We start from the raw sequence: 20,945 nt of genomic DNA, 5'->3' as shown, positions 1-20,945 counted from the left end.
ATGCTCCATCAAGAAGTAAGCAAAACCTGCTCAGCTAAAAGCTAAAAATACAGCAAAGGTAATTTTTAGAACCTGCCTATAACCCTGTTAGTGGCTTACACGATGCCCCTTCCGTGGCAGTCTTTAAACTTCTTTCCGCTACCGCAAGGACATGGGTCGTTCCTTCTAGGCATGTGTTCCTTCATCACGGGCGTACGGTTTTGCGGTGCAGCACTTTCGCGCGTGTCTTGCTGTCTGGCTGCCCTTTGAGCCGTTTCGTCGAGGTTTTCTTTGCTCTCTGTGTACTGCTGTTGCTGGCGTACTTCGGGTGCGGCCTCTTGAACTTGCTGCTCAACGTGCAGTTGTGCACGCATCAGCAAGCTTGTTATGCGGTCGTTCATCTCGTTCACCATGCTGTCGAACAGTTTCACACTTTCGAGTTTAAATACCAAAAGCGGGTCTTTTTGCTCGTACGATGCGTTTTGCACGCTGTGGCGCAGTTCGTCTAGCTGTCGCAGGTTCTCTTTCCAACAGTCGTCGATGATGTGCAACATCACATTCTTTTCGAACTGCTTAATCACCGATTTGGCCTCCGTTTCGTAGGCCTCTTTCAGGTCGCACACAATGTTTACAATTCGTTTGCCATCCGTAATGGGCACCACAATGCGCTCGTAGCGGTCGCCTTGGGTTTCGTACACCTCCTTGATGGTGGGGTAGGTCATCTCTTGCAGGCGGTCGGTTTTGCGCTTGAAGGTTCCCATAGCCATTTGGAAGGTTCTTTCTTCCAATACGTCGTGTGGGGTATTGATGAATTCCTCTTCGGTGAAGGGGCATTCCATCGCGAATATCTTAATGAACGCCTCTTTGCAACCTTCGTAATCGTTGGTTTGTATGATGTTGATAACGCGGTCCCAAATAATGTTGGTGATGTCCATGCCGATGCGTTCGCCCATCACGGCGTGGCGTCGTTTCTCGTAAATCACGGTACGTTGCTTGTTCATCACGTCGTCGTATTCCAGCAGGTGCTTACGAATACCGAAGTTGTTTTCCTCTACCTTCTTCTGTGCACGCTCAATGCTCTTCGAAATCATTGGGCTTTCGATGCGTTCGCCCTCTTTAAATCCAAGGCGGTCCATGATGCGTGCGATGCGTTCTGATGCGAAAAGGCGCATCAGCTTGTCTTCGAGCGAAACGTAGAAAACAGAAGAACCCGGGTCGCCTTGACGGCCGGCACGTCCGCGCAGCTGTCTGTCAACACGACGGCTTTCATGTCTTTCGGTGCCGATGATGGCCAAACCGCCTGCTGCTTTCACTTCGGGCGACAGCTTAATGTCGGTACCACGACCCGCCATGTTGGTGGCAATGGTGACTGCACCCAAGCCATTGGTAGACTGTCCGGCCTTTGCCACGATTGATGCCTCCTTTTGGTGTTGCTTGGCATTAAGCACTTCGTGCTCTATCTTGCGCATGTTGAGCATCTTGCTGAGCAACTCGGATATTTCAACCGACGTTGTACCAACGAGTACAGGTCGGCCTTGCTTGCGCAGGTCTTCAATCTCGTCGATAACGGCAGCGTACTTTTCTCTGGCCGTTTTGTACACGCGGTCGTCCATGTCGTTACGTGCGATGGGGCGGTTGGTGGGAATTTCCACCACGTCAAGTTTGTAGATGTCCCAAAACTCGCCCGCCTCGGTAGAGGCAGTACCCGTCATACCCGCTAGCTTGTGGTACATGCGGAAGTAGTTTTGCAGGGTTATGGTTGCGAAGGTTTGCGTGGCGGCCTCCACTTTGACGTGTTCTTTGGCCTCAACAGCTTGATGTAGTCCGTCGCTCCAACGTCTTCCTTCCATAATACGGCCTGTTTGCTCGTCAACAATCTTCACTTCGCCGTCGATAACCACATATTCGTCGTCTTTATTGAACATGGTGTAGGCTTTGAGTAGCTGTTGGAGGGTGTGCACACGCTCGCTTTGAATGGCGTAGTGGTTGAGAAGTTCGTCTTTGCGGTCAACCTTTTGCTCGTCGCTCATGGTCTTGTCAGCTTCAAGTGCCGAGAGTTGGGTGGCGATGTCGGGCAAAACGAAGAGCTCGGCGTCGTTAACTTGCTTGGCCAACCATTCCGTACCCTTGTCGGTAAGGTCGCACGAGTTTTGTTTTTCGTCTACAACGAAGTACAAAGGCGCAATGGCCTCGGGCATTTTGCGGTTGTTGTTCTCCATATAGACCTCTTCGGTCTTCAGCATTCCGGCTTTGATGCCCTCTTCGGAGAGGTATTTGATGAGTGGTTTGTTCTTTGGTAGCGACTTGAACGAGCGGTAGAGCGAGAGGAAACCCTCGTCTAGTTTCTTTTGGTCGTTCTGTTCTTGTCCTTCTGTTATCAGCTGTTTGGCCTCGGCAAGGTATTGCGTGGCCAGCTTGCGCTGTACGTCTACAAGGCGTTCTACCAAAGGTTGGTATTCTTCGAACATCTGGTCGTCGCCCTTGGGGATGGGGCCAGAGATGATGAGCGGCGTACGGGCATCGTCGATAAGCACCGAGTCAACCTCGTCGACAATGGCGTAGTTGTGTGCCCTTTGCACCAAGTCTTCGGGCGAGTTCGACATGTTGTCGCGCAGATAGTCGAAACCGAACTCGTTGTTTGTACCAAATGTAATGTCGGCCATGTATGCCTTGCGCCTTTCGGGCGAGTTGGGGCGATGCTTGTCGATGCAATCTACCGACAGGCCGTTGAACTCGTAGAGCGGACCCATCCACTCGGAGTCGCGCTTGGCAAGGTAATCGTTCACCGTAACCACGTGTACGCCGTTGCCGGTAAGCGCGTTTAGGAATACGGGGAGCGTGGCCACGAGGGTTTTTCCTTCACCCGTTGCCATCTCGGCAATCTTTCCTTGGTGCAAGGCAATACCGCCGAAGATTTGCACGTCGTAGTGAATCATGTCCCACTTGGTGTCGTTTCCGCCAGCAATCCAGTGGTTAGAATATATGGCATTGTCGCCTTCGATGCGCACGAAGTCTTTGGTGGCGGCCAAATCGCGGTCGAAATCGGTAGCCGTAACCACAATTTCTTCGTTCTCGGTAAAACGTCTGGCGGTGTCGTGCATAATGCCGAACGCCACGGGCATCACCTCGTTGAGGGTCACTTCGTACACTTCGAGGGCCTCTTTCTCCAACTTGTCAATCTGATTGAACAGCGATTCGCGCTCGTCGATGGGCGTTTCTTCTATCTGTGCTTTCAGTTCGGCAATCTTTTCTTTTTGTTCTTTTGCCGCGTTTTGCACATACGCCTGTATCTCTTTGGTTTTGGCGCGCAGCTGGTCGTTGCTAAGGGCCTTTATTTCGTCGTAAGTGGCCTTAACTTTTTCAACAAGTGGCTGGATAAGTTTCATGTCGCGCGTCGACTTATTGCCGAAGAGCGATTGTAGGATTTTATTTAAATTCATTTTCGTTGTATTATCTGTGTTGTGTGATGAAAGTTTGCATCATTGGCGTAGGCCTATCGTGGGCTGTGCCACATGTTGTTTTTGGCATTGCGCCTAAATGTCTGCAAAATTACAAATAAATTGGTTTATTTGGCTAGAAATTAGCCAACAATCCGCCTTTATCGTAGAATTATTTAAGTGGGAGCGGCGGTACAACACAGGCATTGGGAGCCCTGATGCGGATAAAGCGGGCAATGGTGGGCGCAATGCGGTTGGTGGTTACAGGCGTGGAAATGGTATTGGGTTTCACGCCTGCCCCGTAAATGATGATTGGGAAGGGCAGGCTTGCTGTTGCAGGCAATTGCTCTTCCTTGGTTTCTTCGTTGTAAATCTTCCATCCCGGAGCCACTTTCACGATGATGTCTCCACTTACGGCGTGGTTGAAAGCGTTGCGCACTTTCGACGAAACGCCGTTGTCGAGCAGTAGTTGGTCGGCTGTATATACTTCTTTCACGCCCGAAATCTGCACGAGAAACTCGCGTGCGTGGCGCAAAACCTCGCTGATGTTGATGCGCTTTTGCTCTAAGATGGTTTTGTTGATGTATATTTCGTTGTTCAAAACGCCGTCTACCAGTCGGTTAATGCCGTATATGGCGTTGAGATACATGTTCAGAAGGTTGGCCGTTCGGTTAATGTAGAACGTGCCAGTGGGTACGTTATACTTGGCGTAGTTTTGTATGTTGCTCTCCGAACGCCCCGTGGCGGTAAGCACAAAGAGCACGTTTTCTTTGCCCACCTTTTGCTCGATGTTCTGAATTAAGTCAGACAGGTTCTTGTCTAGCTCCCTATAAGTGTTCTCTCTGGCGAGCAAAGGGTTGCTTTCGGCAGTGGCGTTGCTGGCCGAAAGGGTGACGAAGAGCAAGTCGGCCTGTGCGTCGCGCCCCATAACATGGTCGCTAATGCAGTCTAATGCAAATTGGCAAGTGGCTTGATTGGGGTTTTTCTTCGCCACATCTAGCCCCGGCATGCGCAAGTAAGTGTCGAGCCACGTTTGCGCGGAGCGAGGATAGAAGGCCGACGTTTTCCAATTTTTTGTGGCCTCGTCAATCCAAAACACCCCGTCGGCAGCGTGTCCGCCCTGCAATACGGCCGCATCTTGGTTGGCAGCCACCGAGAACACCAATGCGTTACCGTTGCTGGCCATCTTCATTTCGTCGCCGATGGTAGACGACTTCACGTTGTTTGGCGAAACGAAAAACTTCTTGTCGAAGGTGCATCCCACGGGTCGGAGCGTTTCGCGACTAACCCATCGCTCGGCCGTTATGCCGTTATCCACAGGCGATGCGCCCGTGGCAATGGCTGTTGTGGCCGATGCCAAGTTGATAGGAGCGAAGTCGTATTGGGCGTTTTCGTACACCACACCTTCTCGGAGCAGCTTTTTGAAACCGCCATTTCCGTAAAGTGCGGCGAACTGTTCCATATCGTCGCTGTTCAGTTGGTCTACGGTAATGCCCACAACAAGGCGCGGAACGGCCACGTTAGGCTGCGCCTTGCATTCGATGTTGGCTAGCGTGGCCAACGCAAAGAGGGTTATGTACTTGTTCATGCCCTTTTATGTCGATATATTAAATATATGTATCTGATGAGCAAAGATAGTGCCAAAAACCTCACCCCTTCGGCATAGTGTTGGAAAAAGCCGCCAATGAGGAAGAGCGAAATAAGTATGCACCATATCTTTATGCCGCGCAAGAACTGCGTTTCCTTGCCTTTTTTAACGGCCCTATATATATATAATAAGGTGTAAGGGCAGAAAAAGAGTATTTGGAGGTTGAGGCTGACGGTGGGATGTTGCGAGAAAATCATCACAAACAATAGGATGCCGATTAGTCCGCAGATAAGAAACCAAAAGCCGTCAAACCATCTGAAACGCGTGTTAAGCTTGCTTTCGATGGCTGTTGTGCCGAGAATTATCGCTGCAAGAATGAGCATGAGGGCCGTGGGCGATAGGGGAAACGACGACGAAGAGGTTTGGACGCCTGGCTGAACAACCCATCCCGACGAGGCAACAAGTTTGCGTTTGGTGGGCGAACTGTTGTTTAGCGTGGCGCTTTGGAAGTCGTTCATGAGGTTTGCAGGCAAGAATTGGCGTTGCGCCCTGTCGATGGGCAGGTCGGCCTTAATGCCTAACAGCATGTCGTTTCCAAACCTTATCCAAGGCGTTTGGCTGGCGCATTGGTGCACAATCTGGCGATACGAGGTGGCATCCTCCGCTTTTTCGTTGCCATATTCTACGCTAGCTTGCAGGTGGTTGGTAATCATGTCGCGTGCACGAGTGGTGCAATTGTCATAGAAATAGTTGTACCTGTACACGCGATTTTGCGGTTCGTAGTTGGTGTCGATGGCCTTGGCGATGGTCAGTTTCTCTTCGGGCGTGAGGTTAAGCACCTGCTCGTACACGCCACTTCCGTACGAGGCGTATTGTGCACAGAAAGTGTCGAACGACTCGATACCCATTTCGTAGTCGGTAAGTCCGAACACGAAACGCAGCACGAAGTAGGGTTTGTGAAACGAGAACATGCCATAGTTCACGGCTATGTCTGTTCTGCGTGCCACATCCTGATACCTAATGGCCGTGTGTCCGTAAATGCTATATACTTCTTCGTGGGGCTGACAGGTGAGCAAGGATATGCGCACGGCATCCATATCCTTTAATTCAAGAGTGCCTTGAGCCTGTGCCGAGAGTTGGAAAGCACATAACAAAACTGCGGCAAGAAGGTGCCGCAAAAGCAACATAATTGGTTTCACGATGCAAAAATAACCTTATTTTTGAACATTTGATGCGATTATATCGTTTTTTTTCGATAATTTTGCCCCTAATTTGGCGTACCATAACAAGTCTGTATGTTTTTCGCCACATTTCAAAACGGATAAATGGAGCCCCAGCTCCGCAATAAACATATAACTCATAATGAAGAAAGTAATAGGCATTGTCTTAGCATCTACTGTCAGTATGGCGGCTTTTGCGCAGAGTGGAACTAATTCTCCTTATAGTCAGTTCGGTTTAGGTGTGCTCTCCGAGCAGTCCAGCGGATTTAACCGAGGCATGAATGGACTGGGATTAGGTTTCCATGAAGGCAATCAGGTGAACTACCTTAACCCCGCATCTTATGCTCGACTGGATACGCTTACATTCCTTTTCGATGCCGGCATCTCGTTGCAACTCACCAATTTCTCGGAGAAAGGTGTGAAACGTAACGCTAAAAACGCCAATATAGAATATGTGGTTGCAGGCTTTAAGGCCGCCCGTAGGCTGGGATTGAGCTTTGGTTTGATACCTTTCACAAACGTGGGGTATCAGTATTTGGCCGCTCAGGCATTGACAGATCAGCCAGATGCTACCATATTAACCAACACCTACACGGGTACGGGCGGCGTTCGCCAGGCTTATTTGGGTATTGGTTGGGAACCCATTAAGGGCTTGGCCTTGGGGGCTAACATGTCTTACATGTGGGGAGACTACGATCGCAGACTCATCAACAGTTACAGCGACGGCTCCGTCAACAACCTCGTGCATCAGTACACGATGGACATACGGAGCTATAAGGTAGACTTCGGCGCGCAGTACACGGCCAAAGTGTCGTCTAAAGACAACATCACCTTGGGCCTGACGTTTAGTCCTTCGCATAAGATTGGCGGCAAACCCCAATTGCAAGAGATACTTACCAACTCGCAAACGAACGTGTCGGACACCACCTCTTATGGCGGAAACTTCGACCTAAACTTGCCGAACTTCTTCGGTGTGGGGCTTATGTGGGACCACAACGGCAAATGGAAGGTGGGCGCAGACTACACTTTGCAACAGTGGTCGACTGTGAAATTCCCCAGCTACGAAACCAATGGGGGCGTTTCTAGCTTTGCCTTGCGCGACAATATGCTTACCGACAGGCACAAGTTAACCCTTGGCGGCGACTTCTGTCCTGCGCCATTTAGTCGCAATTTCTTCAATCGCATACACTATCGCGCAGGCGTTTCGTACGCCACTCCTTATATAAAGGTGTACGGCAACGATGGTCCAACGGAGATGAGTGCCAGCATTGGCTTTGGCATTCCCATCATCAACCCGTACAACAACCGCTCGTTTCTCAACGTTAGCGCACAATGGGTGCGTTCAACAGCAAAGAACTATATTCAGGAGAATGTGTTCCGCATCAACGTGGGGCTAACTTTCAACGAACTATGGTTCAAGAAATGGAAGTTGGAATAACCCCTTTATCGTAAAAATAAACTGCGCATGTACACCTTGTTAAGAACTTCGGGCTTAGCGTTTATGCTGTGTTGCATCGTGGCATTGACCGCTTGCGAACAGGCGGTGGAGCATACCGCACCTGCGGTAAACCCCAAAGACTCGGTGCCAACGATGGTAACTTATGGCGTAAATACGCTTATTTCTGACTCTGGTGTGGTGAAATACCGCATCGTTACAGAGCGATACGAGGTGAACCAAGTAAAGAACCCACCACGTTGGACCTTCGATAAGGGCGTTTTTCTCGAAGAGTTTGACGAAAACTTTCATGTGCAACTCTACATTCAGTGCGATACGGCCTACTATTACGACCAACAACGCCTATGGGAACTGCGCGGAAGGGTGCGTGTAAAGACCAAAGACGGCGTGCGCTTTTATAGTGAAGAACTGTTTCGCGATGAGAACAGACACGAACTTTACTCCAATAAATTCTCGCGACTTATCACTCCCGACCGCCAGTTGCAGGGCAATTACTTCCGTAGCGACGAGCGTATGACCAAGTATTACGTGTCTAACTCGAAGGGCTCGTTTGCACGAACCGACATCGCCGGCAAGAACGACAGCCTCAGTTCGGCGCCCGACACCCTCAAAGAAACCGTTCGCCCCTCGGCCATGCCCCAGCGCAAGTTGGGTGGTTAGTAGCCATAGCCTGCGCCAACGCACGGCTCAACACATCAACCCATAACAAAAAGACAACTCTAAGTTCTATATGGACGACCCTATTAGTATAAGCCTTGTACTCGGAATAATCGTCACGATGGTGTTTTCCGCGTTCTTTTCGGGCATGGAAATAGCCTTTGTCACCAGCAACCGCATGCTTGTTGAGATGGACAAGGAACGCAACGGCCTGTCGCAAAAGGTTCAGGCCATATTCTATAAAAACCCCAACAACTTTGTAAGCACAATGCTTGTGGGCAACAACATCGCGCTTGTTGTATATGGTATACTTATCGCTAAATTCTTCGACAATACCATCTTTCGCGGCATGGATGCCAGTTTCACCGTGCCGGCCGATACCATCCTCTCAACGCTTATCGTGCTTTTTACGGGCGAATTTCTGCCAAAGACCTTCTTTAAGAGCAATCCCAACAGGCTGTTTTCTTTTTTCGCCGTGCCGGCTTACCTCTGTTACTTGCTGCTTTGGCCTTTCAGTCGGTTCTCAACGTTTCTGGCACGCGTGCTTATGCGTATCTTTGGCGTAAGGATTGAGAAGGAAAACGAGAACATTCTCTTTTCAAAGACCGACTTAGACTACCTCGTACAGAGCAGTTTAGACAGTGCCAAGAACGAAGATGACATCAACGATGAGGTGAAAATCTTTCAAAACGCCTTGGAATTTAGAGATACCAAGGTGCGCGATTGCATGGTGCCGCGAACCGAAATCAATTCGGTAGACCTCAACGACTGCACCATCGACGAGCTTACTCAGAAGTTTATCGAAAGCGGAAACTCTAAACTCATCGTCTATCAAGAAGACATCGACCACATCGTTGGCTATATACACTCCTCCGAACTGTTTCGTAATCCCGACCAATGGAAACAGCACATCCGCAAAATGCCATTCGTTCCCGAAACGATGGCGGCCCAAAAGCTGATGCAAACGTTCTTGATGCAGAAACGTAGCTTAGGAGTTGTGGTCGACGAGTTTGGCGGAACCAGCGGAATTGTTTCGCTCGAAGACATCGTTGAAGAGATATTCGGCGACATCGAAGACGAACACGACAACCAAAAGTATGTGGCCAAGCAAACAGCAGAAGGCGATTATGTGCTGTCCGCCCGCTTGGAGATTGATAAGGTGAACAATATGTTCGACTTAGCCCTGCCCGAAAGCGATGATTACATGACCATCGGCGGACTTATTTTGCACCATTATCAGAGTTTCCCGAAGATAAACGAGGAGGTGAACATTGGTCCCTACCAGTTTCGCATTCTCAAAAACACGATGAATAAAATCGAACTCGTGAAACTAAAAGTGCATCAATAAAGCACTTTTTGCACGAAACGTTAAAGAATATCATTTCTTTTTCGTATTTTTGTGCGCATTTTAAAGCTCATTAGCCCTAGCCAATTGCTTTTGCCATGCAAGCGTCTACGGCGTGATGACAGCTTGGGGCTCGCCCCAACCAAAGCTCGAATAATAAATTAAACAACTAAAATAATAATGGCAGTATTAGGAAAAATTAGAAGCCGTGGCATGATTCTCATCGGAATCATTGGTCTTGGCTTGTTGGCATTTATTGCCGAAGAGGCATTCCGTTCTTGCGAGGCCACACGCAACAACCAACGACAACAGGTTGGCGAGGTGAATGGCGAGAAAATCAGCGTTCAAGAATTCCAAAAGATGGTTGACGAGTACGCCGAGGCTATCAAAATGCAACAAGGACAGGATAACCTGAACGACGAGCAACTTAACCAAGTGAAGGACATGGTGTGGACTAGCTATGTGCAAAACAAGCTCGTTGAGAAGGAAGCCAAAGAGTTGGGGCTCACCGTTACCGACCAAGAGATGCAAAACGTCTTGAACCAAGGAACCAATCCCATGCTGATGCAGACACCCTTTGTTAATCAACAGACGGGGCGTTTCGATGCAAGCTCGCTTAAGAAGTTCTTGGCTGAATACAAGAACCAACAAACAACCAATCCCCAGATGGCCCAACAATACGAATCCATCTACAAGTTTTGGACATTTATCGAAAAACAGCTGCGCACACAGCTACTTGCACAAAAATATCAGAGCCTGCTGGCTCACTGCCTGCTCTCTAATCCCGTTGAGGCTAAGATGGCTTTCAAGGAAGAGAACGAAGAAAGCCAAATACAGTTGGCCGCTTTCCCTTATTCGAGCATCGAAGACAGCAAGGTACAAGTTTCCGAATCAGACCTCAAAGCCAAATACGAAGAGCTGAAACCGCGCTTTAAGCAATATGTTGAAACGCGCGACATCAAGTACATCGACATACAGGTAGAGGCGTCTCCTGAGGACAAGGCTGGCTTGAAAAAGCAGTTTGCCGACTACACGAAGGAACTGACCGAGGCTGCCGACCCAACTAACGTGGTACGCAAGAGCTCGTCGCTCGTAAACTATTTGGGCTTGCCCGTTGGCAAAGACGCTTATCCAAGCGACATCGCAGCACGTCTCGACTCGATGAGTGTAGGCTCGGTGTATGGTCCTGTTGAGAATAAGCAAGACAATACGCTCAACCTGGTTAAGCTTGTTGCCAAGGTTCAGCTGCCCGATTCTGTTGAATACCGCCAAATCCAAGTGGGTGGTGCAACGCCAGAGGCTGCACACAAAACCGCAGACTCTATCTACACCGCCCTCACCAACGGTGCCGACTTCGAGGCATTGGCCAAGAAATACGGACAAACTGGCGAGAAAACATGGATGACCACACGTCAATACCAAATGGCACCCTCGATGGATAAAGACACAAAAGACTATATCAACAGTCTGAACACGATGGGTGTGAACGACATTAAGAACATCACCTTGGCGCAAGGCAACATCATTTTGCAGGTGCTCAACCGCAAAGGCATGGTTACCAAGTACCAAGCAGCCGTGGTAAAGCGCACCATCGACTTCTCGAAAGAAACCTATCGCAAGGCTTACAATCAGTTCAGCTCTTTCGTTAGTGCCAATGCCACAGCCGATGCCGTGGTGAAGAATGCCGTAAAGAATGGCTATCGCCTGCAAGAGGCTAAGGACGTTACCACCTCTCAGCACAATTTGGCTGGCATACGCAGTACGCGCGAGGCATTGAAATGGCTCTTCGATGCTAAGGAAGGCAGCGTATCGCCCCTTTACGAGTGTGGCGACAACAACCACTTGCTGCTTGTAATTCTCGATCACATCAATCCTATGGGCTATCGTAGCCTTACCGACTCCCAAGTGAAAGAGATGGTGAAGGCCGAAGTGATAAAGGATAAGAAGGCCGAACAGATTTTGGCTAAGCTCAATGGCGTAACAAGCATTGCCGCAGCAAAGGCAAAAGGTGCGGTAGTAACACCCGTTAACCAGGTTACTTTTGCTTCGCCCGTGTTCCTTACCGCAACAGGCGCAAGCGAACCAGCACTTAGCGGTGCCGTTGCAGCCACTGCCAAGGGTGCTTTCGATAAGACTCCTGTTAAGGGTAACGCCGGTGTTTACATGTTCCAAGTAACAGGTCGCACCATGCGCCCCGTGAAGTTCAACGCTAAGGAAACCGAAATGCGCCTCCGTCAGCGTGCCATGCAATATGCGGGCAACTTCATGAACCAGCTGTACATCAACGGCAAGGTTGTAGACAACCGCTATTTGTTCTTCTAAATCATTGCTACAAACGGGGGCAAAAGCCGTTAAGTTGTTTTAATAACCCAAACAGCTTTTATACCCTGCGATATAATCGCGCTGTTGTGTGTCAACGCGATGCACACAGTAGCGAGTAACAATCAACCCAATGGCTCCGAACATGTTTCGGGGCCATTTTTTACTTTATAAACAATGAAAACAAAAGAAATCTATCTTTGGCGCACGCTCGCCTCTTTCTTAGTTGTACTGTTTTCCATGCCCTTGGGGCATGCACTGATGATTATCATGGAGCATACCATGAAGCCTTCTGCCATGCACGTTGCCGGTTTCCTTTTGGGGCTTGTAGGTCTTATCATGGTTATCGTTGGCGTGTTCGTCAAGGGCGACACGAGGCAAACCATTTGGGGCTTGCTGGGAGGTCTGCTCTTTTGGACAGGCTGGGTAGAGTTCCTTTTCCTTTATTATGCTCGCCGTTATGGTGTTCAGCCCGAAATAGAGAACGGCGAAGTTGTTACCAAACCCGAATATCTCATCATGCCCGCATCCTTTGGATTGTGGATGATGGTGATGGTAATGTACATTTTCAGTACGCGCAACGGTTGCGACTTTATTACTTGGATACAAAGGGTTTGTTTCCGCGACCAGCGCAAAGTCATCGTTGCACAGCCCATGACTCGCCATACCAGCATCGTAACCTTTATGGAAGTAAACATGATGCTTTGGGGGTGTTATCTGCTTTTGATGTTCTGTTACGACAAGAATTTCCTTGGCGACCACCATCCCGTTACCTTCCTTGTTGGTTTAGGCTGCCTTGTTGGTTCGCTTTTCATGTTCAAGCGCCAGTTGTATCTGGCCTCATGGGGAGCCAACATCCGCATGGCCATCGCCACGGTTATCGTCTTTTGGACGCCCGTTGAGATATTGGGACGTATCAATTTCTTTAAGGAGTTTTGGACCGAACCCCAGCATTACGTCTTCGAGTTATCTTCCATCCTCATTGTTTTCATTGCCCTGCTGCTGTATCTTTGGATGAAAGGGGCGAAGAAAAAGAAGGGATAGCGGTATGATTTCTTTCAACATTCATTGATGTCAACCACTTCAATTATCTTATTGTAACGGATTTGCCCTCTCAAATGCTATGGCAAATGCCATTTCTATTTTGAAAGAAAGAGCGTGATACATCATCGATGCACTTTTTGTATATGTTGCAACCTTATTGAATTGCTCGTCTCACGAAATAACGAATAGCTATGTTAAAGCGAATATTTATTATAGGGCTTTTTCTAAACCTTTTGCCCCTTTCTCTTGTCTCCCAAAAACTTCTGTTGTCAGGAAAGGTTGAAGATAATACAGGTTTTCCAGTAGCATTGGCAAACGTTGCAATACAGACATGTTCGGACTCATGTGTTATTGCACGAACTGTGACAGATGATAATGGCTCTTTCTCATTTGATTTAGATGCCCTGCCAGTTCCTGTAACGTTGCACGTTTCGGCGATAGGCTTTGAAGATGCCTTCGTTGATACCCAGAATGCAGACGCTGGAGTGATTGTGTTGAAACCGGCAGCATACATGTTGAATGAGGTCTTTGTAAAGGCTTCAAAACATATTGTGAATTTAAAGAACAATGGTATACGAGTGTCTGTTTCTGGCACATACCTGTCACACACAGGGACAACCCTAGAACTGTTGGGAAAAATTCCTTTTGTTTTCAAGTCGGGAACAAACATCGAAGTTATAGGCAAAGGTGTGCCTATCATCTATATTAACAATCGTCAGGTGCGCGATCTTCACGAACTTGAGCAGCTTTCTTCATCGTCGGTGAAAAATATCGAGGTAATAACCTCCCCTGGTGCTCGTTATTCCTCAACGGCAAACGCTGTTATTCGAATTACAACGCTAGCTCCTATGGGTGAAGGCTTTTCTTTTAGCGGACGAACAACGCTTGGGCTTAAACATTATGCATATCTGTTTGAACAGCTAAATTTTAACTACCGCGCGAAAGGACTCGACTTGTTTGGTGCGTTGAACTATGAAAATTACCGAGAATGTCCTAGATTTGAAAACGTCGTCACACAGTATTTACGCGCAGGTCTTGTAGAACAGCACAGCATGGGCCAGGAAATGACCAAGTATCCCGTATATGCGGGGAAACTAGGTCTCAACTATAACGATCGAGTTCACAGTTTCGGACTATTATATGACTTTAAGTTTAACCCCTCGAAAACAAATGGGCAATCCGAGACTTCACGTTATGGCGCTTACATACCTGAGGAAGTATTAGGAAATTTTTTCGTTGCAAACCGACATAATCGACAACATCTTTTAAGTGCCTACTATTCGGCAACATTGGAGAAATGGAAACTAACGGCCAATATTGATGCCTTGTGGCAGATTAACGATCGCTTTACAGAGGAAAACGAACGTTCTTCAGTTAATCCCTTGCGCAATTTTAACACCATGAATAAGGTTGGCAATCGACTTCTTGCTGGCAATTTGATGGCTACTTGTGCTGTGTGGTTTGGTGATTTACGTTTTGGTATGGAAACAAATGGTATTCATCGAACTGACCGCTATGCAGGGAATGCGGACTATATTGCGAGCAATGACAACCGCATTGACGAAACAACGACAGCCTTGTTTGTTGAAAGCGACCAAAAATTTGGCGTAGTTTCTGCGGGTGTTGGTTTGCGTTGGGAATATACAGACAGCAAATTCTATTTGTTTGGACGTTATTCACCTGAGCAGAGTCGCACTTATCACAACTTTGCTCCCTCATTATTTGTCGCTTTCCCAATGGGTACAGTTAAAGCTAATTTTGCTTATACACGCAAGACTTCACGACCAGTGTTTAGTCAACTCAGTTCTGCTGTCAAGTATATTGACCGTTATACTTATGAGACGGGCAACCCAAACCTACGCCCCATTTTCCGCGATAACTTTTCGTTTTCATCTTCATGGAAAGACCTGATGGTGCAATTGGAATATACTTCAACGAAAAACTACTTTATGTGGCAAACCTTTCCATACCCAAGCAATACGGAGGCCACGTTGCAAACCATCCAGAATATGCCACGTTTCCACGCTTATAGTGCATTCATAAACTATGCACCCTCATTCTTTGGGTGTTGGCATCCAGTGTTGATGGCAGCTGTTGTGGTGCAGGATTTTAAGCTAGTACATCATGGAACAGAACTGAAACTAAACCGTCCGCTTGGTGTATTTAGGTTTAACAACGCAGTGCAACTTCCATGTGAAGTATGGCTAAATGTTGATTTCTTACTTCATACAGATGGTGATGCCGAAAACAATCGTAACCATAACTATTGGAATTGTGACATCGGACTATACAAATCGTTTCTTAACGACACATGGAACGTCAAGTTACAGCTTGGCGATGTGTTTGGCACATGGCGACAAAAGTTTGTTATGTATGATGCTTTAACACGCTCTTCTGTTGTTAAACGATACCACACACGCGACTTAAATCTCACCATTCGCTATAACTTCAATGCAACTCGTTCTAGATATAAGGGGAATGGAGCAGGCAATGATGAGAAGGGGAGACTCTGAGTGGAGATGAGTTCATTTTGATTATTTAAAATGTATGTCCTGTCTTTGTCTACTTTTCAGTATATAACTTAACTTTATGAGTGCCTCTTTCGTCTACCAATCGCCCCCCACGACCGCAAATACCCAATTCTCACGAAAGTTGTTTTTGGTGCAATAAGTTGCTTAGTGAATAAACAGTGACAAACCTATTTAGTTCTGAATTAAAGGCAACTTGTACATAATGGTGTACTATTAGCTGCAAAAGGCCCTGTTACTCTCAGCTAATAGCTCTGTTATTAGCTGCGAAATACATTTACTATTTGCCGCGAAATGCTACGCAAAATGTAGTAAAATAAGCCGTATGAAGGTAAATCAAGCGTTTTCGTCCAATTGAAAACCTGTGCCGCATATGGGCAAAACCACCATATAATACCATTCTATATGAATACGATAAAAGTTTCAGTTTTGTTGATAGTTATTCTTTTTGTAGTTGCTGGATGCAATTACACCAGTAAACCTCGTACTTTTGATCGTGAACAAGCGACACTTTACCCTCGTGTCCCTTACGAGGCCATTAAAGACAATAAAGATTCTCTTGACTTTATTCTTTCATTAAAAGGCTTTTCTGAAGAATTGAGCAATGACAAGAAACCTTATCAATTGTCGGTTGCAGAGATGAAAATGGCCAAAAAGATATTGGAAAAATATGTGGCGAGTGGGGGAGACCATCTCGTTGTTGGCTCTAAAGATGGCACAAAATCGGGGAAAGAAGTGTGTGACGAAATGGATGATACGGCACCTTTGCCCCTGACACATTATTATAAACAGTACCTTGGCTATGTGAAAAATGGGCATCATATTGTGGAGATAAACTTGTTAGCTTGTGTTTATGTTAATTATGGAGAAAGTGTTAGTGCTTATCTTCAACGCGTTTATAGCCTTCCGCATGACGGCGGAAATCATTTTGGGAGAGTGTTGATCGACCTTACAGAGAAAAAGGTGATACGGTTCTCTTTGAATACAGTAGCTTAAGACCGCCCGTTTGGGGCTTACTTCTAGAATTTGGAGGTTGCGCTTTATGCTCGAATACAATGTTATAACGTCTTTGTCTCTTTTTTAGGAAGTTCTTTCCATGTTCTTATTAATGCCTCTCGCATACACCATGATAATGCCTTGATAAGTTAACGTTCTATAGGGCGACATCATTTTTTTCGTACCTGCGTAAACTTTCTTCCTTGTTCCATCGTCTAACGAGCATTTATATTAACCAAAAGCTGTGCTTTGGCGCATTGGTGGCTTGCCTATCGCACATCATATCGTTAGTATGTTAACCACATTATCAACTTTCTAATTTTAATCATTATGTCTTACACCACATTCGATTTTAGGTCTGTGCCTTGCGATTGGACCTTGTGTTTCATCCAAAACTGCCCTTTGAAGGCAACATGTATGCGCTATTTTGTTGGCGAACAGGTGCCAATGAATGCAACAAGTGGCTCTGCCGTCTACCCAACGGCCTTGCAGGGAAACGTTTGCAAACACTATTTTGAAAAGCGTGTGATACGCGTTGCGTGGGGATTTTCTACGCTTTTCAGCGAAGTGAAACGCAAAGACGATCTTCCGTTGCGAAATCAAATCAAAGAGTTTCTTGGTGGACACGGCACTTACTATTGCTACATGCACGGCAAAAAGATGCTTAACTCCGAACAACAAGCATGGATTCTCGACCTGTTTCGCGACTATGGCTACACCACGAACCTTGTTTTCGACCATTATGCCGATGTTTACGACTTCGGTTAAATTGTTTTTGCCCAGTACAAACATGCTTGTACTGTGACTACAAGTAAGTTGTACTGTCGCTACAAGCCGCTTGTAGTGCTAGTACAAGAGCCTTGTAGTGCCACTACAAACGGGCTTGTACTGCAATAGGTCGTTGTCTTTGCGAATGCAAAAGGCGGTTGGTGCACCTTGCATCAACCGCCTTTTTAACTTTTATCTCCTTGGTACAGTTGCTTGTTATGGTTATGTGCTTATCTTATTACCTGCAATTCACGACTTGTCAGAGTTGGCAATGGAAACTCAAATAGTGATAAAAGCATACGTATAAAGGCCAAGAAGTGTTGCGAGAGGGTTCTACTTCCCTCGTTACATCTTAGAAATTAACCACCATACCAAAGTAAAGCAGTCGTTTTTGCAAGGGTTCTATTAGTTGGTTGGTGTATTGCTCATCGTAGTAGGCATAGTTAGCGTTGGTGCGATTGAGGATGTTTGAAAGCGTGAGGTAGGCAACAACTGCCGTTTTTCCCACTTGCATATACCTGTTTAACGCGAGGTTTACGGAAAGGTAATGGGGAAGTTGCTCGCTATTGTATGTACCAAAGGCAGGATAAGGCTGTGTACCTACATCGTGTTTGCCTATTATGGGGGTGAAATATTTGCCTGGATGAAACATGCAGTTTAGTGAAATGTTGAACAGTTTCATATTGAAATAGCTGATTTCTACCTTTGCCGTATGTCCAAAATCGTTTTCAGCGTGTTGCCATTTGTTGTCGATGAAGGTAGAGGACATTAGGTAGGTGTAGCAAGCAGATGCTGTAAACTGTTTCCAACTATACTTCCCTGATAGTTCTATGCCTGTAATACGCTGTGCAATAGGGATCATCTCTTGCTGATAAGGTGAAAGAAATGGCAGTCGTTCGCGCTTGTGGTATAAAGCGGCAGACAATGTTACATTGCCTTTTGTAAACGAATAGTCGAGTGATGTCTGCCTAGAAAGAGCCTTATTGAATGTTCGGGAGTAATAGGTTGGGCGGCTAATGGCATTGTATTCGCCAAAGCTAGCGATGATGGTATTCTGTTTGTTAGGGTTGAACCTTATGCTGGCTTGATATGAAAGGGTTGAACTGAACTGCTTGCTTACCATTTGCCGCACCCCACTACCAATAGTAAACTTGCCCATTTGCCATTTTCCATATACATATCCTTCGCTTTTGTTCATCCATATGGCCGATTTTCGATGGCTATGCTCATTGCTTGGGTGCACTAGAAAATAGGTCGATGGGTATTCTCCGTCGTATTTGTACCTTAAATATTCGTTATCCAACCCCACTGCAACCGACAGGTTTTCAGTTAAGCAATGTTTCCACGCCAAGGAAACAAAAGTGGATAACTGCTGTGTATGGTCGTTAATACTTCCAAAAAGGTAATGGGAACTTGCCACATCAGTAGCCATATTAAGGGTGAACGAGTTTTTCCAGCCTGCGCTGTACGCAAGGTTCAATATGTTAAAGTTGCGTTTGTTGGTGGCGTTTTGTTCTCCGCGGTAGTTAAATGACCCTCTATTTGCTGTATAACGCTCGTTGATATAATACGAAAAGAGGTTTAGGTGCATGCCTTTTGAAAGCTGCGTGTGCAGGTTTAAACCAATGTCTGCCGAGCGGAAACTCTTCAAGTGGCTAAGTCCCTTGGCGTTAACCGGTCTGTAAAGTTCGGAAGATTGTAGGTTGGCATAGGTCTGCACGAAACTTTTCGTGCCCATTTTAAAACCATGAAATGCGCCTATGCTGGCTAGCGATGCCGATAAACGGGTGCGTCGCCCTTCGGGTAGGGCCTGCGTTGTGCGTATGTTTACGATGCCACCTGTGGCGTTGCCGTATTCCAGAGGTGGGTTGCTGGGGTACACATACTGCTCACCAACGATGTCGGCATTGAAAAGACTGAAATTTCCCATGCCGTCTAATTGTTGGTTTCTAACGGGGTTGTAGATGGGAACTCCATTTACAACCACCCTGCTATATCCGCTAGCACTACCGCGCAACTCAGGGTTTGCGCTCTCGGTAGTGGGTGTGCTGTATGCCATCATGCCCATAGCTTTCAGTGGGTCGGCAGAGGCCGAAGGGCTCATCAGCACTTCTAGTCGGGAGAGCTTTGTTACTGCAAACTCCTTACTCGAAGTGGCATCGGCCATAATTGTTACCTCTGATAGGCTTATGGCATTTGATAACAGCTTTATGGTGAGACTGTCGGGAAGGTTTTGCACCGTTAATGGTAGTACAAAGTCTTTATATCCCACATACGTTACCATGAGCGTATCTGGGAGAATGCCATCTTGTAAGGGTAATTCGAACTGGCCATCCTCGTCGGTAATGGCGTGTATATCTGTGTGGTGTTTAAGAAACACATTGGCAGCAAACGCCGCTTCGGTGTCCGCATACACCTTTCCGCGAATGGTTTGCGAACGGCATTGATGCGATGGAACAAGCCACAACGCAACAAAAAGTACAAGTTTAAAGCTGGTTTTCATACTTTTTCAAATCTGGTGCGTTAGGAAATTCCGTCTTAGCCTTTTGGTAAATGGTTTTCGCCTTTTCTTTATTACCAGTTGTTACAAGGTACTCTAGTAGCAGGTTGTAGGCTTCTTTTCTTCCCCATGTGGGTTCGTATGGGTTGTTTGTTTTGGATATGGGTTGTGCTAGTGCCTTTTCAAGCAGTGCCTCACACTTTTGTTGTCCGCCGAATTGTTTAGGCGTGTAATAGTCTAACATGCCTAACACGTACCAAGCTCTCGTGTTCTTGGGGTCTATTTGTGTGGCCTGTTGGGCATTGTTAACGCTTTTCCTTGCGATAACAGCGGCATCCATCCCCTTAACAAATTTGATGCTAACGCCTTGGATGTAGGCAAGCAACGCGTATTCTTCCGCGTTTTTCCCAGCCTGCGTTTCAAAAATGTGTTCCCCTTCGTTAAGGCATGCTTGCGCTTGTTGGTCTTGTTTCGTCGTTGTAAGATAGAGAGCTTTGTGCAAAAGGCAAAAGCTTAGCCAATAGTTGTACACGCGATTGGGTTTCTTTCCTTTCAGTTCTTTCTCCACATTGTCTAATGGTGCAATGTTGTTGCTATACATGGCATTGCTCATTGAGTCGACAATGGCTTGCTGATAGTTCTTGTTTTGCGGCTGATTGCCTTTTGTTTGCGCACGCATTGTTATGGTAAATGTAACCATGAAGAGTAGTAATAAGTTTCTTCTCATAATCTGTTGGTTTGTGTAAGCAAGTTGCTTACGGTTAGTTAATGCTTAAAGTAGAGTTAGAGGCAAAGGTAAAGTTAGCCTTAATAGTTGCAGGCGGTTTGTGGCCTCAGCTTACTTTCGATAGCTGTTCTATATTTCATGGCTAAACGTTTTGTGCCCATTTCCTGCGCATCCTCACACAATTGGTGGCGTTACGTTGTGTAAGAATGGTTGTTGTTTGTGGCAAATTTAGTAAAAATAATGATAGGTTGTCTCAAAAAATGGCACAAATTTGCGTGTTTAATGCGGCATCGTGTGTTTTGCTTGGTCGTAAATAACAGAATTGGGGATAAGCAAACGGCACGCTTGTTTGCCATTTGCTTATCCCCAATAGCCTTAAGG

Annotated in this window: 13 protein-coding genes; 8 read left to right on the top strand and 5 right to left on the bottom strand. The window is 46.7% G+C overall.

Annotation, left to right across the window (positions count from 1 at the left end):
• Positions 1–95: 95 nt before the first annotated feature.
• From secA to HMPREF0670_RS05290, 3 genes are all read right to left on the bottom strand, one after another.
• Positions 96–3,419 (bottom strand): preprotein translocase subunit SecA, encoded by a 3,324-nt coding sequence (secA, locus tag HMPREF0670_RS05300; RefSeq protein ID WP_009230135.1) that lies wholly within the window; start codon positions 3,417–3,419, stop codon positions 96–98.
• A 169-nt stretch (positions 3,420–3,588) separates the two neighbouring features.
• Positions 3,589–5,004, bottom strand: a complete 1,416-nt coding sequence (locus tag HMPREF0670_RS05295; protein ID WP_009230134.1) for an alkaline phosphatase family protein — start codon at positions 5,002–5,004, stop codon at positions 3,589–3,591.
• Complete coding sequence (locus HMPREF0670_RS05290; RefSeq protein ID WP_232213859.1) at positions 5,001–6,203, bottom strand: DUF4105 domain-containing protein; 1,203 nt, start codon at positions 6,201–6,203, stop codon at positions 5,001–5,003. Before HMPREF0670_RS05290 ends, HMPREF0670_RS05295 begins: the two co-directional genes overlap by 4 nt.
• A 163-nt stretch (positions 6,204–6,366) precedes the next feature.
• Between HMPREF0670_RS05290 and HMPREF0670_RS05285 the strand changes: the two genes are divergently transcribed.
• From HMPREF0670_RS05285 to HMPREF0670_RS05250, 8 genes are all read left to right on the top strand, one after another.
• On the top strand, positions 6,367–7,662 hold the full coding sequence (locus HMPREF0670_RS05285; RefSeq protein WP_009230132.1) for a membrane protein: 1,296 nt from the start codon (positions 6,367–6,369) through the stop codon (positions 7,660–7,662).
• A gap of 27 nt (positions 7,663–7,689) precedes the next feature.
• Positions 7,690–8,340: an LPS export ABC transporter periplasmic protein LptC gene (lptC, locus tag HMPREF0670_RS05280; RefSeq protein WP_044077731.1), complete on the top strand. Its 651-nt coding sequence runs from the start codon at positions 7,690–7,692 to the stop codon at positions 8,338–8,340.
• A gap of 70 nt (positions 8,341–8,410) precedes the next feature.
• Complete coding sequence (locus HMPREF0670_RS05275; RefSeq protein WP_009230130.1) at positions 8,411–9,685, top strand: hemolysin family protein; 1,275 nt, start codon at positions 8,411–8,413, stop codon at positions 9,683–9,685.
• Between the two features lie 177 nt (positions 9,686–9,862).
• Positions 9,863–12,004 carry a peptidylprolyl isomerase gene (locus HMPREF0670_RS05270; protein ID WP_009230129.1) on the top strand — a complete coding sequence of 714 codons (2,142 nt, stop codon included), beginning with the start codon at positions 9,863–9,865 and terminating at the stop codon, positions 12,002–12,004.
• A 174-nt stretch (positions 12,005–12,178) separates the two neighbouring features.
• Positions 12,179–13,045 (top strand): hypothetical protein, encoded by an 867-nt coding sequence (locus HMPREF0670_RS05265; RefSeq protein ID WP_009230128.1) that lies wholly within the window; start codon positions 12,179–12,181, stop codon positions 13,043–13,045.
• A gap of 191 nt (positions 13,046–13,236) precedes the next feature.
• Complete coding sequence (locus tag HMPREF0670_RS05260) at positions 13,237–15,558, top strand: outer membrane beta-barrel protein (RefSeq protein ID WP_009230127.1); 2,322 nt, start codon at positions 13,237–13,239, stop codon at positions 15,556–15,558.
• Between the two features lie 420 nt (positions 15,559–15,978).
• Entirely contained in the window at positions 15,979–16,569 is a 591-nt protein-coding gene (locus tag HMPREF0670_RS05255; protein ID WP_009230126.1) for a hypothetical protein, read from the top strand.
• Between the two features lie 330 nt (positions 16,570–16,899).
• Positions 16,900–17,337 carry a DUF6078 family protein gene (locus HMPREF0670_RS05250; protein ID WP_044077730.1) on the top strand — a complete coding sequence of 146 codons (438 nt, stop codon included), beginning with the start codon at positions 16,900–16,902 and terminating at the stop codon, positions 17,335–17,337.
• 352 nt (positions 17,338–17,689) lie between these two features.
• Here HMPREF0670_RS05250 and HMPREF0670_RS05245 read toward each other — a convergent pair whose 3' ends face one another.
• Together HMPREF0670_RS05245 and HMPREF0670_RS05240 are read right to left on the bottom strand one after the other, a co-directional pair.
• Positions 17,690–19,840 carry a carboxypeptidase-like regulatory domain-containing protein gene (locus HMPREF0670_RS05245; RefSeq protein ID WP_009230124.1) on the bottom strand — a complete coding sequence of 717 codons (2,151 nt, stop codon included), beginning with the start codon at positions 19,838–19,840 and terminating at the stop codon, positions 17,690–17,692.
• On the bottom strand, positions 19,824–20,564 hold the full coding sequence (locus HMPREF0670_RS05240; protein ID WP_009230123.1) for a tetratricopeptide repeat protein: 741 nt from the start codon (positions 20,562–20,564) through the stop codon (positions 19,824–19,826). Before HMPREF0670_RS05240 ends, HMPREF0670_RS05245 begins: the two co-directional genes overlap by 17 nt.
• Positions 20,565–20,945: the final 381 nt, after the last annotated feature.

The organism is Prevotella sp. oral taxon 317 str. F0108 (assembly GCF_000162415.1).
GTDB lineage: Bacteria > Bacteroidota > Bacteroidia > Bacteroidales > Bacteroidaceae > Prevotella > Prevotella conceptionensis.
Note: the sequence above shows the minus strand (reverse complement) of the source record. Positions and strands in the feature narration are given on the sequence as shown.

Bases quoted from the DNA above. Each gene is read 5' to 3' on its own strand.
- HMPREF0670_RS05260 (WP_009230127.1), top strand. From the start codon at position 13,237: ATGTTAAAGCGAATATTTATTATAGGGCTTTTTCTAAACCTTTTGCCC.
- HMPREF0670_RS05255 (WP_009230126.1), top strand. From the start codon at position 15,979: ATGAATACGATAAAAGTTTCAGTTTTGTTGATAGTTATTCTTTTTGTA.
- HMPREF0670_RS05245 (WP_009230124.1), bottom strand. From the start codon at position 19,840: ATGAAAACCAGCTTTAAACTTGTACTTTTTGTTGCGTTGTGGCTTGTT.
- HMPREF0670_RS05295 (WP_009230134.1), bottom strand. From the start codon at position 5,004: ATGAACAAGTACATAACCCTCTTTGCGTTGGCCACGCTAGCCAACATC.
- HMPREF0670_RS05285 (WP_009230132.1), top strand. From the start codon at position 6,367: ATGAAGAAAGTAATAGGCATTGTCTTAGCATCTACTGTCAGTATGGCG.
- lptC (WP_044077731.1), top strand. From the start codon at position 7,690: ATGTACACCTTGTTAAGAACTTCGGGCTTAGCGTTTATGCTGTGTTGC.
- HMPREF0670_RS05240 (WP_009230123.1), bottom strand. From the start codon at position 20,564: ATGAGAAGAAACTTATTACTACTCTTCATGGTTACATTTACCATAACA.
- HMPREF0670_RS05250 (WP_044077730.1), top strand. From the start codon at position 16,900: ATGTCTTACACCACATTCGATTTTAGGTCTGTGCCTTGCGATTGGACC.
- HMPREF0670_RS05275 (WP_009230130.1), top strand. From the start codon at position 8,411: ATGGACGACCCTATTAGTATAAGCCTTGTACTCGGAATAATCGTCACG.
- HMPREF0670_RS05265 (WP_009230128.1), top strand. From the start codon at position 12,179: ATGAAAACAAAAGAAATCTATCTTTGGCGCACGCTCGCCTCTTTCTTA.
- secA (WP_009230135.1), bottom strand. From the start codon at position 3,419: ATGAATTTAAATAAAATCCTACAATCGCTCTTCGGCAATAAGTCGACG.
- HMPREF0670_RS05270 (WP_009230129.1), top strand. From the start codon at position 9,863: ATGGCAGTATTAGGAAAAATTAGAAGCCGTGGCATGATTCTCATCGGA.